Source organism: Pedococcus sp. P2_E2, from assembly GCF_056403955.1.
This window is the reverse complement of sequence record NZ_JBFUEM010000001.1, coordinates 773,462-786,408: the sequence shown is the minus strand read 5'-3', so window position 1 is coordinate 786,408 and position 12,947 is coordinate 773,462. Positions and strand designations below refer to the sequence as shown.

Annotated in this window: 11 protein-coding genes, 3 tRNA genes and 1 pseudogene; 4 read left to right on the top strand and 11 right to left on the bottom strand. The window is 67.2% G+C overall.

Translation table 11 applies throughout. The features are described from left to right. Nucleotides 1-53 precede the first annotated feature (53 nt). The 3 genes and pseudogenes from AC1DWR_RS03695 to AC1DWR_RS03685 form a co-directional block, all read right to left on the bottom strand. Entirely contained in the window at nt 54-1,625 is a 1,572-nt protein-coding gene (locus AC1DWR_RS03695; RefSeq protein ID WP_477623674.1) for an ATP-dependent DNA helicase, read from the bottom strand. 554 nt (nt 1,626-2,179) lie between these two features. Continuing rightward, nucleotides 2,180-3,079: pseudogene (gene mobF, locus AC1DWR_RS03690) on the bottom strand (MobF family relaxase); the annotation flags it as partial. A gap of 348 nt (nt 3,080-3,427) precedes the next feature. Then, nucleotides 3,428-4,552, bottom strand: a complete 1,125-nt coding sequence (locus AC1DWR_RS03685) for an AI-2E family transporter (RefSeq protein ID WP_477623673.1) — start codon at nt 4,550-4,552, stop codon at nt 3,428-3,430. Between the two features lie 583 nt (nt 4,553-5,135). On the opposite strand from AC1DWR_RS03685, the gene AC1DWR_RS03680 reads away from it, so the two are divergent. Further along, nucleotides 5,136-5,345, top strand: coding sequence for a helix-turn-helix domain-containing protein (locus tag AC1DWR_RS03680; RefSeq protein WP_477623672.1), 210 nt, complete (start codon nt 5,136-5,138; stop codon nt 5,343-5,345). Then, entirely contained in the window at nt 5,329-6,537 is a 1,209-nt protein-coding gene (locus AC1DWR_RS03675; protein ID WP_477623671.1) for a site-specific integrase, read from the top strand. The genes AC1DWR_RS03680 and AC1DWR_RS03675 overlap by 17 nt, the downstream gene beginning before the upstream one ends. Nucleotides 6,538-6,636: 99 nt before the next feature. Here the strand turns inward: AC1DWR_RS03675 and AC1DWR_RS03670 are convergent. The 4 genes from AC1DWR_RS03670 to AC1DWR_RS03655 form a co-directional block, all read right to left on the bottom strand. After that, nucleotides 6,637-6,711: transfer RNA gene (locus tag AC1DWR_RS03670), tRNA-Val, on the bottom strand. 66 nt (nt 6,712-6,777) lie between these two features. Next, a tRNA-Cys gene (locus tag AC1DWR_RS03665) sits at nt 6,778-6,848 on the bottom strand. A gap of 22 nt (nt 6,849-6,870) precedes the next feature. Continuing rightward, nucleotides 6,871-6,943 (bottom strand) — tRNA-Gly (locus tag AC1DWR_RS03660). A 32-nt stretch (nt 6,944-6,975) separates the two neighbouring features. After that, nucleotides 6,976-8,136 (bottom strand): YihY/virulence factor BrkB family protein, encoded by a 1,161-nt coding sequence (locus tag AC1DWR_RS03655; RefSeq protein ID WP_477613117.1) that lies wholly within the window; start codon nt 8,134-8,136, stop codon nt 6,976-6,978. 32 nt (nt 8,137-8,168) lie between these two features. Here AC1DWR_RS03655 and AC1DWR_RS03650 point away from each other — a divergent pair, with 32 nt between their 5' ends. Beyond that, a complete protein-coding gene (locus AC1DWR_RS03650) occupies nt 8,169-9,815 on the top strand; it encodes an acyl-CoA dehydrogenase family protein (RefSeq protein ID WP_477623670.1) in 1,647 nt (548 codons plus the stop codon). Beyond that, nucleotides 9,815-10,153, top strand: coding sequence for a hypothetical protein (locus tag AC1DWR_RS03645; RefSeq protein WP_477613119.1), 339 nt, complete (start codon nt 9,815-9,817; stop codon nt 10,151-10,153). Before AC1DWR_RS03650 ends, AC1DWR_RS03645 begins: the two co-directional genes overlap by 1 nt. On the opposite strand, the gene AC1DWR_RS03640 is transcribed toward AC1DWR_RS03645, so the two are convergent. The 4 genes from AC1DWR_RS03640 to zapE form a co-directional block, all read right to left on the bottom strand. Continuing rightward, the gene (locus AC1DWR_RS03640) at nt 10,150-10,524 is read right to left on the bottom strand and encodes a VOC family protein (protein WP_477613120.1); all 375 of its coding nucleotides are present in this window, start codon (nt 10,522-10,524) and stop codon (nt 10,150-10,152) included. The genes AC1DWR_RS03645 and AC1DWR_RS03640 overlap by 4 nt on opposite strands. Before the next feature lie 86 nt (nt 10,525-10,610). Then, nucleotides 10,611-11,573 carry a polyphosphate kinase 2 family protein gene (locus AC1DWR_RS03635; protein WP_477613121.1) on the bottom strand — a complete coding sequence of 321 codons (963 nt, stop codon included), beginning with the start codon at nt 11,571-11,573 and terminating at the stop codon, nt 10,611-10,613. Between the two features lie 64 nt (nt 11,574-11,637). Continuing rightward, a complete protein-coding gene (locus AC1DWR_RS03630) occupies nt 11,638-11,829 on the bottom strand; it encodes a hypothetical protein (RefSeq protein ID WP_477613122.1) in 192 nt (63 codons plus the stop codon). 93 nt (nt 11,830-11,922) lie between these two features. Further along, on the bottom strand, nt 11,923-12,924 hold the full coding sequence (gene zapE, locus AC1DWR_RS03625) for a cell division protein ZapE (protein ID WP_477623669.1): 1,002 nt from the start codon (nt 12,922-12,924) through the stop codon (nt 11,923-11,925). Between the last annotated feature and the right edge of the window lie 23 nt (nt 12,925-12,947).

Genomic DNA, 12,947 nt, shown 5'->3' with positions numbered 1-12,947 from the left:
ACCCTGGCGACCTGAACCCCGCGACGCCCACACCGGAGCCAATCTCTTCATGCCTAGTCTCGAGGACCCGGCGGACTAACCGCATACCTCGCAGTCCACCGTGACCGTCGGCGGATCTGGTGGACCTTTGGCACAGGCCCCGGGACCGGTAGAGGAGCTAAGCCGATCGGCGCGCACTCCACCTCCCGCATTTGGGGCAACCTTCCATCACCGATCGTGGGCGTGGGTGACGCGTACCCGTGTCGACCCGATGCTTCGCGACGGACAACCTGGTGCTGACTTCCAGCTCGTGCCTCCATTCGACGAACCTCGATGGCGGACTGGTCCGCGCGAGACGTGTCGATCGCCGAGCGAAGAACCTCCATTGGGTCGCCTTCAGGAACACCGACGTGATTGGTGTCGCCGTCGAGGTCGTACGCAACATCGACATAGAGGCGGTTGCACTCGCGTCCCCTGGTGGCCATGACGTACAGAGGTTCGCGCATTGTTGCCCCCGTCACGAAGGCGTGAGCGGTGTCGACGGTGCGGCCCTGTGCCCGGTGGGCGGTCGACGCGTAGCCGAGTTCGACATTCTCGGCAACGTAGTCGCGGGGAAGAACACCCAACGCTCCTCCACGAACACCGCGCACGCGAACGGAGCCGTCACGGTTAACGGCTTCCACGATCCAGTCATCACCGTTCTTGACCCACCCGCGCCCGTTCACGATGGAGCGCCGGTTCAGGCGGGTGACAATGAGATCGCCGACCCCAACCTTCGTTCCGTCCGCCGTGGTCCAGCCGGTGTTGGCAACCTCGCCAGTTGCGACCCTGTGGGCGCGCGCACGGCTGTTCAGGTCGGCCACGGTTAGGGCGTCGGCGGCAACCATCAAGGATTGGCGTCCGGCTCGAGTGTCGTTGAGCCAGGCTGCGAACAGCAGGTCGAGCATGTCCTCGCGGGACCCGGACTCAACGCGCCCATGCCGGAGGTAGACGTCGGCGACGTCGCCGTTGCCGATGCGCAGTTGCAGCGAGGCATCGCGTTCCCACTCGTGGCGGAATCGGCGCACCCCGTGAAGAGTCGGAACCTCATGGCCGCGGTCGTCAGTGAGCAGCTTGAACGCACCACCGGCCTGTACAGGGGAGAGTTGCGCCCAGTCCCCCACCAGCAGCACCTTGGCGCCGGCGCGTGACGCAAGGGCGGTGATCTGGTCAAGGTCCTTGGTGTTGGCCATAGATGCCTCGTCAACAATGACCAATTGCCCGGGTGTTAGGGTCCAGCGTCGGTATGCCGCGCATTCGGTCGCCGCCTGTTGCTGCAGTTGGCGGGTGGCCGGGGATGGGTAGGCGCCCGCCAGCCGGGCGGCATACTCGCGCAGTCTTTGCTCGCGTTCGGGCAGGCGCGCGTTCTCACTGATCCACTTGGCGGTGTTTTCGGTGTTGACCCCTACGGCGTCCGCCAAGACGTCTGCGGCGGCCGCCGACGGAGCCAACCCGACGACCGAGCCGGGACCGAACGTGGCTTCCCATATGGCGCGGACGCCGGCCATCGCAGTGGACTTTCCGGTACCAGCCGCTCCGACGAGTACGTCGAGGCGACGCCCAGACGTGACGATGACGGCGACCGCGTGCGCCTGCTCCGCAGACAAGACATGGTCTCTGCCGGGGGTACCAATTGGTCCATCCTGGTGACAACCTGCGGGTGCACGGCCGGCCCGTCGGTGGCTTGCCCGGCGATGAGCAGCCGGGCTTCGGCATCGAGGATCTCCTGGGTTGCGTAGACCTCGCTGTTGCGGGCTCGCAGCCGGGACGTACCGTCCGCCCGCAGCAGGTGCGCAGGCACAAGTTCGACGCTGTATGGCGTCAGCCTGACTGCTTTCGCGACAGCAAGGTCAGCAGTCCGTTCAGCGACGCTGATGCGGTCGGTGGGCGTGGCAAACCGGACCCCGTGCAGCTGCCTGTGGATCTCGGCCAGCAGGTTCGCGCGAGTGAACGTGGCCTGCCTCTCCGCGACCTTGGCCAACACAAGGGTGGCCGCATCGGCAAGGATCCCCTCCCCCAGGTCAGACGCGGGCACCAGGCTTTGCATGAGTCGTCCGGCCAGCTGGGTCACCCACGAGGTCTGATCTGGGCCGATGAACACGGCAGCACGTTCGCGCCAAGACTCGACGAGCTGGCTGAACGGCCGGACATGCTTGTCCCCGCGGGTCACGAGGGTGGCCTGCTGCCGAAGCTGGATGACCTCACGAGCCGTGGGCTGACGACCGTGCGAACCGACAAACGCGTCGACGAGGCCATCCTTTGCTCGTTCGATGTCGGTCGTGCGTTGGGAGAACTCAGCCCGCAACTCCTTCGGCACGCCCTCGACTGCCCACTTCGGCTCGGCCGAGCGGCGCCGCGCCTCGGGCACCCACGCCCACCCAAACTCGCGCGTGAGCTCATCGGCCAGGAGGCCGTTGTAGAGCTCGGACATCCCCACTGCCGCCCGGAACAGGGCCTTCGAATCGAGCGTCCGCCACGCTCCATCGCGTACGGATTGAGCCCTATTCAAGACGACTACGTGTGTGTGCAGCTGGGGGTCACCGGCACGGGAGTCCCAGTGGTCGAACCCGGTCGCGACCACTCCGCGCACGTCCTCGTTGATCGCGCCGCCATGGCCGGTGCGGGTGGCGAAGACCTGGGACTCCCCGTAGGCGATGACCGACAGAAGGGCACGCGCGTGTGCCGCGTGGATTCGCGCGCGCGTGCCTTCGTCGGCCAATGCCCAGGCAACCGACACCGACTTGGGCGCAGAGAACGTGAGGTCGAAACCGGCTATTGACTGACGCGCTTTACAAACCCGGCCTAGGTGGTCGACGAACACCATCCCTGGCCCCGTCGGTGCCCGGCCGAGCTGCTCTCCCGTGACCGGGTCCTGCAGCATCCCTAGCATCCGCCACAGCTGCTCTTCCGTCACCGCTGAGCCCGGCTCGACGCCGGCTCCCCCGGCAAGGCCAGCCAACCCCGCCCCGAGAAACCGGCCAGGTGGAGTGCCATGGGCAGCGTAGTAACCGGTCAGGCCGCGAGCCGGGCCTGCTTCGTCCACGCGAGCGACTGATGACATCAGGTATCGGTAGCCGGCACCCAGCGTCATCCGCCTGATCGACATCGTCATACCTCGCAAACGCGCCCTTGGGGGCAACATCGCAACCACATCCCGCACCTTGGTGCCAGACGTGTGAAGCGGCGTGGTGGGTGTCGAGCGGGTGGCCGGGGTGGGGCGCGCGTTCTGTCCGTGGTTGGAGGTCGTCGGCGGCCAGATTCGGCCCCGGGCCGGACCTGAGGAGACGGGGAGGTGGAGCGGACCTGACTGGAGCGGTAGGGCTTGGCGCGGTCGTGGACGAGGTGTGAACCACCCAAAGCCGCGGCCGGCTGAAGGGATCGCTTCGGGCTTGCAAGGGGAGCTTTGCGCTCAGGCGCCAGCCTCAGTGGGCTGGATTGGCCCTGGGATGTTGTCAGATCGGCGTCGTTGCCGTTCTTCCAGCACCTCGATGATGATCACCTGGATGGAACCCGCGATCGGGATGGCGGCCAGGGACCCCAGGATGCCGGCGACCTCGGTGCACAGGATGATCGATATCAGGACTGCCAGAGCTGAGAGCTGCAGGGCGCGGCCGTAGATGAGCGGGCGCAGCGTGTGGCCCTCGATCAGGTGGTAGAGGAGCATGAGGACGAAGACAATGGCGGCGGCGGCGGGGCTTTCGGTCAATGCAACCAGGCTGAGCAGCACGGTGACGACCGCTGGGCCGATGTAGGGGATCAGCTCGACGATCGCCGTGAACAGGCCAAGGGGGAGTGCGTACGGGACCCCGACGAGCAGCAGGATCACCGTGGCGACGACTCCGGCGAGAAAGCTCGCCAGGAGGTTGCCGGTGACGAAACCCCTGACGGACTTGTACACGCCAGCGCCGATGCGCTCGGCCGGGAGCATGTGACGCTCGGGTATCAGGTCGGTGACCCGTCGCCGCCATTCGGGGCCCTCGAGGAGCATGAAGAGCGTCAAGAAGGCGATGATGACCATGCCGGTAACGGTTGTGGCCACGCCCTTGGCGATGCCGAACGCTGGCGTTGCCGCTCCCGTCAGCGCGTCGGAGCTTTGCCTGGTCGTTGCCCCACGGACGCTTTCGACGACGTGGTATCTGCGCTCGAGGAACCCGAACGGTCCGTGACCCTTGGTCAGGTCGTCCACCAGAACGGGCAGGGCAGTGACGAAGTGCGAGACCTGCGTCACCAACGGCGGGATGAAGACCAGACCCAGCAGCGCGAAGAAGGCCACCGTGAGGCTGGAGACGAGGGCGACCGCCACCCCGCGACCCAGCCCGCGACGCTGGAAGAACTCCACGGCGGGGTTGATGGCGATCGCCAGGAACAGAGCGACCGCGATGAGTGTGAGGCCTTTTTGCGCCCGCAGGATGAACTCGAGGGCGGCCAGTACGCCCAGCGCGATACCCAGCCCGATGAAGACGGTGCGAAGGCGAAGCGTGACCACCCGCACGTTGCTCGTGGGGAGTTGTGGTTGGGGCGTGCCAGCCGACATGCGCAGAGTCCTCTCAGCGGTGCCCCTGCGCTGCAGGGTTGACCTGACCGTAGTGCCCGTCCGGTGAATTGGCAGGCCGGAGCGCGCTCGTGCTCGTCAGGGAGCTGGGCTGGATCCGCTGGACCTGTTCCTGGTCCACATGACGGACTTCGTCCTCCCGACCAACGTCCTCGCCATCGGCGTGGGCTTCCAGTGCACCAAAGTGGCCGGCGATCTCCACAGGCAGGGGATTCATCCTGCCGAGCTCGCCCACAGAGGTAATCGCGGGAGGGCATCGGGCGGGCGAAGTGCCGGGATAGTGGCCCATGCGTGGGCCGGCCCCTTCCTCCCTTTCGCGGTGCGCGCCGACGCGGGAGAGGTCAAGCTCCGTTACCCCGCTACATACAGACTCCGGGCATCCATCGCCGGTCGAGCGAGTGAAACCTTGGATGAGGCAGAGCCATCCACAGAATCACCGTGGCTCATCCCAATGATTCCGAGAGTGCCCAACAATGCTGACGTCGGCTGCACCACCAGGCCACGAACTAGCTGATGGTGCCCCCTCTTCCGCGTTGTCCATCCGAGGACAACAAGGGAGAAACCAATGACAGCAGTGGCAGAACGAGCGCTCTACGCCATTTCTGATGTCATGACGTTGCTGAGCATGAGCCGCAGCGTCATCTACGAGCAGATCCGCGCCGGACGGCTCGAAACCGTGCATCAGGGTCGTCGGTGCTACATCACCGGCGCCGCGATCGACCGCTACATCGCCTTGCTCGAGTCCGAGGCCCAGACTGATGCCAACACGGCGTAGCCGTGGCGAGGGCGGGGTCCATTACTCGGAGGCAAGGGAGCGGTGGATCGCCACCGCCCATGTCGGATTCAGCGCCGACGGCAAGCGCATCGTCAAGCGGGTCAGTGGCCGGACGAAGACAGAGGCCAAGACCAAGCTCCAAGCGATCCGCCGTGACCTCGACGACGGCGTTGGCGTCCAGGGGCACAAGTTCACCGTGGAGGATGCCCTGATGGACTGGCTCGAGCACGGTCTCAACGGTCGCGATCCCAAGACCATCGCATCCAATCGCTTCTTGATCGAGCACCGGCTCGTCCCAGGTTTGGGACGACGTCGCCTGCGCGAACTGACAGCAGATGACGTTGACCGATGGCTCGCCAATGAGGCACGTCAGGTCAGCAGCGCAACCCTGAGCAAGATGATGTCGATCCTGCGCCGCGCGATCCAACGGCAGATGGCGCGGGATCGAGTCAAGCGCAATGTCGCGCTGCTCTGTGAGCTGCCCAAGGGACAACCGGGACGTCCGTCGAAGTCAATGACGTTCGAGCAAGCCAAGGCGTTACTTGCCGCTGCAGAGGACTCAGATTTGAACGCCTATGTTTCCCTCTCCCTGCTCACCGGCGCCCGGACCGAGGAGCTGCGCGCCCTGACCTGGGCCAACGTCGACCTCGTCGGAGATACAGAGGTCAACCCGCCCGGGCCCCCAACCGTGCAGTTGTGGCGCTCGGTACGCGCCAGCGATGACACGAAGACCAAACTGTCTCGGCGTACCTTGCGGCTTCCTCTGCGCTGCGTCGAAGCGCTGACATCGCATCGGGATGATCAGCAGGGGGTTCGTGATCGTGCGGGCGATCGCTGGCAGGACAACGACCTGGTCTTCACGTCCTGGCACGGCGCTCAGCTCGACGCCGCCAACGTACGTCGGGCCTTCAGACGGGTGCTGGCCGACGCCGGCCTGGACCCCAAGGCGTGGACCCCCCGGGAGCTACGGCACAGCTTCGTGTCGCTGATGTCCGACGCGGGAGTCCCGGTGGAAGAGATCGCGCGGTTGGTCGGGCACCGCGGCACGGTCGTCACCGAAGCCGTCTACCGCAAGCAGCTCCGCCCCGTGATCACCGAGGGAGCCGAGGCGATGGACCGGATCTTCGCCGTTCATAACGTCCAGAAACATCCCAGGACACCCACGGATGTCGACGCGAAATCGGATCCTTAGTCACTCAATTGGTCACTCAGTGGCCAATTTGGCCGCTCTGCAGGCATGAACAAAACAGCCCCTGACCCGCGTTTTCGCAGGTCAGGGGCTGTTTCGTGCTGGTGGGCGATACTGGGTTTGAACCAGTGACCTCTTCCGTGTCAAGGAAGCGCGCTACCACTGCGCCAATCGCCCCGGGTCCTGCTGGGTGGTGGGTCGTGCTGGGTGGTGCTGGGTTCGACTCAGGGTTCAAGTCGTCTGAGGTGGAGACGGGATTTGAACCCGTGTACGCGGCTTTGCAGGCCGCTGCCTCGCCTCTCGGCCACTCCACCGTGAAGGCGGTCAAACCCTCCGAGCGGATGACCGGGCTCGAACCGGCGACCTCAACCTTGGCAAGGTTGCGCTCTACCAACTGAGCTACATCCGCATACACGCGCTATTGGTGTTGAACGGGGTTTTTCACCCGCTGCGCGTGCGTGCAGACATTATCCGATCATCAGCGTCGTCTCCAAATTGGGTGTCGTCCGCGGCGTTTTCCGACCCACGAGGCATGGGGGTCAGCGGCTTTCGCGCCTCGTCCCGCAGTCCCTCGACCGAGGACGTCAGCTCCTCGCGCGCCCCGTCGACACGCAGCCGATCATCGCTGGCCGGCGCGTTGAGGGGCAGCGAGCCAGTCCTGCGCGCAGACACGCGGGCCTTCACCCACTTCACCATCTGTGCCCGCAGGGAAAGCCGATCCGCCACCGGCCACATCGTGCGGATCGCTGCGTTGAGGGCGGCACCGATGAGGACGGCGATGGCCAGCGCGTACAGGAAGATCAGCAGCACGATCGGGGCGGACAGCGGGCCGTAGATCGAAGTTCCACCGCTGACCGAGGCCGTGATCGTGCCGCGAAGGACGAAGGACGCAAGCACCCAGATCAGCAAGGTGAGTACTGCGCCGGGCACGTCCCTCAGCCACGGCGACCGACGCGGCGTGGAGATGTGGAACAGGGTCGCGATGCTTGCCACAGCGGCAATGGTCACCACGGGCCAGTAGAGGTACGCCAGGAACTCTGCCCCCGGCGGCAACAGATCCTTGAGCCACGTCGGGCCGATCACGACGAGCGGGACGACCACGATCCCGACGACCAGAGACAGGAAGTACAGGGTCAACGACAGCGCACGGGTCCGGACGATCCCCCGCTCGCCCGACTGTCCGTACATGATCGAGATCGTGTCGACGAAGACGTTGAGCGCTCGCGACCCCGACCAGATCGACAGCAGGAAGCCGAGCGAGATCAGGTCTCCGCGACCGTTCTGCAGCACGTCGTTCGCCGTGGGCAGGATGATCTGTTCGACGACGTTGGCGACCAGGAAGTCGGACGCGAAGTTCTGGATCCCCTTGATCAGCTGGTTGACGATGTCCTTGCCGAGCCACCCGCTGATGTAACCCACGCCACCGAACAGCCCCAGCACCAACGGCGGCAGAGACAGCAGCATGAAGAAGCCTGCCTCCGACGCCAGGCCGGTCACCCGGTACCGCAGGCACACCCGGATCGTCTCCACGGTCAGCTTGGCCGCGGGCATGGCGCCGGGCACGCGTAGCAGCGCGCGGCGTACCCGGGCCTTAGGTGTCACCCCGTCACGGTATCCCGGCATAGTGTGCCCTCGTGCCCACCCACGCCGTCACCAACCAGGTGCCCCCACTGCCCGACTACAACACGGTCACGTCCCAGCCGGCGCTGGACGAGGGGCTGAGGCGCTGGGCCGGCTCCGCGGCATACGACGAAGTCAGTGCGCTGGGGGCCCGTGCGGGCAGTGCCGAGGCGCGCGAATGGGCCGTCCAAGCCAACGAGAACGAGCCCGTGCTGCGCACCCACTCCCCCACCGGCGAGCGCATCGACGAGGTCGCCTTCCATCCAGCCTGGCACTCCCTGATGGACGTCGCCGTCGGCGCCGGGCTCACAGCCGAGCCGTGGACCCAGCCCGCCGGGAGCGGCGCCCACGTGCGGCGGGCAGCGGGCTTCGTCGCGTGGTCCGAGAACGAGCAGGGTCACCTGTGCCCCATCTCCATGACGTATGCCGCGGCGCCGGCCCTCGCGGCCAACGCACCTCTCGCGGCGCGTTGGCTGCCCCAGCTCGCCTCGCGCAGCTACGACTTCGGGCTGAGGCCCCTGGCCGACAAGCGCGGGGCGCTGGTCGGGATGGGCATGACCGAGAAGCAGGGCGGTTCGGACGTCCGTGCCAACACGACGCGTGCAGTCGCGACGCCGGACGGTCCGGTCGAGGGCGGCGAGACCTACCGGCTGACCGGCCACAAGTGGTTCTGCTCGGCCCCGATGAGTGATGCGTTCCTCGTCCTGGCGCAGACCGATGCCGGCGTCGGTTGCTTCCTCGTGCCGCGCGCGCTCGACGACGGCGCACGCAACCCCTTTGCGCTGCAACGACTCAAGGACAAGCTGGGCAACCGGTCCAACGCCTCTTCCGAGGTCGAGCTCGACGGCACGTGGGGCGTGCGCGTCGGCGATGACGGTCGCGGGATCCGCACCATCCTCGACATGGTCGCGGCCACCAGGCTCGACTGCATCCTCGGTTCGGCGTCGACGATGCGAGCCGCCCTCGTGCGGGCGATCCACCACACCCGACACCGCTCCGCGTTCGGTGCCCTGCTCGTCGACCAGCCGCTCATGCAGAACGTCCTGGCCGACCTCGCCCTCGAGGTCGAAGCCGCCACCACCCTCGCGCTGCGTCTGGCGCACGCGGTCGACGAAGGCGACACCGCGCTGTCGCGACTCGGTGTGGCCGTCGGCAAGTACTGGGTCTGCAAGCGCACCTCACCGATGGTCGCGGAGGCGCTCGAGTGCCTGGGCGGCAACGGCTACGTCGAGGAGAACGGCCTCGCCCGGCTCTACAGGGAGGCACCGCTCAACTCGATCTGGGAGGGCTCGGGCAACGTCAACGCCCTCGACGTCCTGCGCGCAATCACCCGCGAGCCCCTGTCCGTCGAGGCGTTCCGCAAGGAGCTCGCCCTCGCCCACGGCCACAGCACCGTCCTCGACGAAGCCATCACCCGCGTCGACGACGTGATCGCGTATGCCGCGGAGCCCGGCGCGCAGGCGGGCGCCCGACACGCCGTGGAACGCCTCGCGGTGACCCTGCAGGCGTCCCTGCTGGCCCGCTACGCGCCGACCGTGGTCGCCGACGCGTTCGTTGCCAGCCGCCTCGGAGGGCAGCACGGCGCCACCTTCGGCACCCTCGACGCGGGTCTGTCGACCCAGCATGCCCGCACAATCATCGACCGCGCGTTCGCCGGCTGATGCGAGGCGGTCGCGCGCGCGGGCTCTTGATCGGCGCCGCCCTCGGCATGCTCGTCACGGGCGCACTGATCCTGCTCCCGGCGGCCCTCCAGGGCGACTTCTACGAGATTGGCGACGCGCTGCTCGTCATGGGTGTTCCGATCATCGTCCTCAGCGCCATCGTCGGCGCCGTCGTCGTGGCAAGTCCCCGCGGATCCGGGGCTGGCAGAGCGGCGCACACCTCCAAGGGTGCCCGGCAGGTCTGGATCGGGTGTCTGTGCGTGGGCGCCCTCCTCGCTGTCTGGCTCCTCCTGTGGGGCACTGGGGCGATCAGCACACCGGTGCTCTGGATCGGCTAGTCCTGGATCACGGAGAGGACGTTGCCTGCGGGGTCGGTGAACCAGGCGATGAGCGGGCCGCCCTTGCGGAAGATGCCCTTGGCGTCGGTCTCCATCGGGGTGCCCTCGTACCTCTCGAAGGCCACTCCCCGACCCGTTAGTTCGTCAACCGTCGCCTCGATATCGCTCACCGGGAAGTTCAGGATCGTGAAACCTGCCGGCTCGTGGTTCGGCTTCGGGTAGGCGATGGCGTGGTGTCCCCCGCCGAGCTGGATGCGCAGGATGCCGTTGGCCTCGCTCACCTCCAGCCCCAGAGTCTCGGCATAGAACCTGCGGGCGGCTTCGGTGTCCGGCACCGAGAAGCCGCTGAACGCCTGGGAGTCCTTGAGCATGGCTGATTCCTTCCGTTGACGACCCAGTGTCGGCTACCGGTACCGACCCAGACGGCCCGGCAAACTCATCGGTCGGACGGTCGGGCTCAGGACTTCGCCAGTCGCTGCTTCTCGGCCTCGACGTCGAAGTCGGCGGCCGGCCACTGGGGGTCCATCGCCTCCAGGTGCTCGAGCACCAGGTTCTGGACAGCCAGCCGGGCGTACCACTTGCGGTCGGCGGGAACGACGTACCACGGGGCTGCCTCGGTCGAGGTCTTCTCGAGCACCGCCTGGTACGCCTCTTGGTACTGCGGCCACCGCAGGCGCTCGTCGACGTCCCCGGGGTTGTACTTCCAGTGCTTGTCCTCGCGCTCGAGCCGCTCGGTGAGGCGGGCCTTCTGCTCGTCCACCGAGATGTTCAGCATCACCTTGACGATCGTCGTGCCGTCAGCGACGGCCTTGGCCTCGAAGTCGTTGATCTGGGCGTAGCGCCGCGACCACGTCGCCCGCGGCACGAGCTCGTGGACGCGGACGATGAGCACGTCCTCGTACTGCGACCTGTCGAAGACACCGACCTGACCGGGGCCAGGCAGGGCGTTGCGGATGCGCCAGAGGAAGGGGTGCTTGCGCTCCTCGGCGGTGGGCGCCTTGAAGGCGGTGTACTTGACGCCCTGCGGGTCCATCTGCCCGACGACGTGACGCATGATGCCCCCCTTGCCGGAGGTGTCCATGCCCTGCACCACCAACAGGAGAGAGCGCTTCACGTCACCCTTGGACTCGGCATAGAGCCGCTCCTGGAGCTGGCTGATCTCCCCTGCGCGTGCCGCGAGGGCTTCCTCGCCCGCTGCCTTGTCACCGTCGAAGCCCGGGGTGGAGCGTGGGTCGCACTCGGCGAGGATGAAACCATCCGTGACCCTCAACGCGTCGGCGAAGGCCGTCGGCTCGGGGACACCCTTGTCGGATGCCGCCGTGGCGTCCAGGCCTGCGACCTTGGACTTCGGCCCCCCCTTGGACTTCTTGTCGCCCTTGGACTTCTTGCTGGCCTTTGCGTCGTTCTTCCCCTTGCCCATTGACGCATCCTGTCATCGCGGGGCACGGCGCGCGAGGGATTCCAGCCGAGCAAGTGCCCGTGCGTCAGCCGGCACCCCCGCCGTCGCCCGGCCCCCACTGTCCCGGAGGCCCACCCAGACCCGACCCGGACCGCGGGTCGTCCGGGCGATAGCTCGGGTCGCCGGTCGAGCCGCGCCGCCTGAGGACGAGGAAGAGCGCAGCGATCACCGCGACAACGACCAGAAGCCAGATCCACCACATGGTCGCTCCCTCCATGCCGCACCCAGCGGCGGCCACTTCCGATGTCCTCAGCCCGAGTGTCCTCATGTCGAGGATGGCTGTCCACAGCCCAGCAGATGGGGCAGTTGCTCAGTCGGCGTGGCGCGCGAGGGAAGTGAGTCGCGAGATCGCGCGAAAGTACTTCTTGCGGTAGCCGCCCGCCAGCATCTCCTGGGAGAACAGGTCGCCCAGCGGCAGCCCGCCGGCGAACACAGGGATGTCGGCGTCGTAGAGCCGGTCCGCGAGGACGACCAGCCGCAGGGCGACGGCCTGGTCCGTCACGGGGCGCACGTGGGTCCACCCGACGGCGGTGACCCCGTCGAGCATCGCGCGATAGCGGCTCGGGTGCACGGTGGCGAGGTGACGCGTCACGTCGACGAAGTGGTCGAGCACCCCACCGTCGACATCCACGCCGGCGCGCACCTCGTCCTCTGAGGAGGGCGGGGGGCTGTCGACGCTGTCGCGGTGCCGGTAGTCGGGGCCGTTCACGGTCAGGACCTCGAACCGTGCCGACAGCGCCTGGATCTCGCGCAGGAAGTCCTCGGCCGCGAACCGCCCTGCCCCCAGCGCGTCGGGCAGGGTGTTCGACGTGGCGGCCAGCGAGACCCCTGCTGTGGCCAGCCGCCCGAGCAGCGTCGCCATCAACACGGTGTCGCCCGGGTCGTCGAGCTCGAACTCGTCGATGCAGACCAGCTCGTGACCGCTGAGCGCCTCCACGGTGGGTTGGAAGCCCAGCGCTCCGACGAGATTCGTGTACTCGACGAAGGTGCCAAAGGCCTTGGCCCCGGTGGCTTCGTGCCACAAGGACGCCAGCAGGTGGGTCTTGCCGACTCCGAAGCCGCCGTCGAGATAGACCCCGCGGCCGTCCCCTGCGGCGGCCTTTCGCCGCGCGAACCATCGGCCACTCGCGCGGTGGCCCAGCGACGCGGCATACCGCTCGAGTCGCTCCACGGCGGCCGCCTGCGAGGGTTCGGACGGATCTGGCCGGTAGGTCGTGAACCGCTCGGTGTCGAAACGGGGAGGGGGCACGAGCTCCCGCACCAACCGCGCACGGTCCAGCCGAGGAGAGCGGTCGAGAAGGGAGCCGGGCACGATGTCGAGCCTAGTGAACGAAG

Excerpts from the sequence above, each read along its gene's own strand:
- AC1DWR_RS03685 (WP_477623673.1), bottom strand. The coding sequence starts at position 4,552 with ATGTCGGCTGGCACGCCCCAACCACAACTCCCCACGAGCAACGTGCGG.
- AC1DWR_RS03680 (WP_477623672.1), top strand. The coding sequence starts at position 5,136 with ATGACAGCAGTGGCAGAACGAGCGCTCTACGCCATTTCTGATGTCATG.
- AC1DWR_RS03675 (WP_477623671.1), top strand. The coding sequence starts at position 5,329 with ATGCCAACACGGCGTAGCCGTGGCGAGGGCGGGGTCCATTACTCGGAG.
- AC1DWR_RS03645 (WP_477613119.1), top strand. The coding sequence starts at position 9,815 with ATGCGAGGCGGTCGCGCGCGCGGGCTCTTGATCGGCGCCGCCCTCGGC.
- AC1DWR_RS03640 (WP_477613120.1), bottom strand. The coding sequence starts at position 10,524 with ATGCTCAAGGACTCCCAGGCGTTCAGCGGCTTCTCGGTGCCGGACACC.
- AC1DWR_RS03635 (WP_477613121.1), bottom strand. The coding sequence starts at position 11,573 with ATGGGCAAGGGGAAGAACGACGCAAAGGCCAGCAAGAAGTCCAAGGGC.
- AC1DWR_RS03630 (WP_477613122.1), bottom strand. The coding sequence starts at position 11,829 with ATGGAGGGAGCGACCATGTGGTGGATCTGGCTTCTGGTCGTTGTCGCG.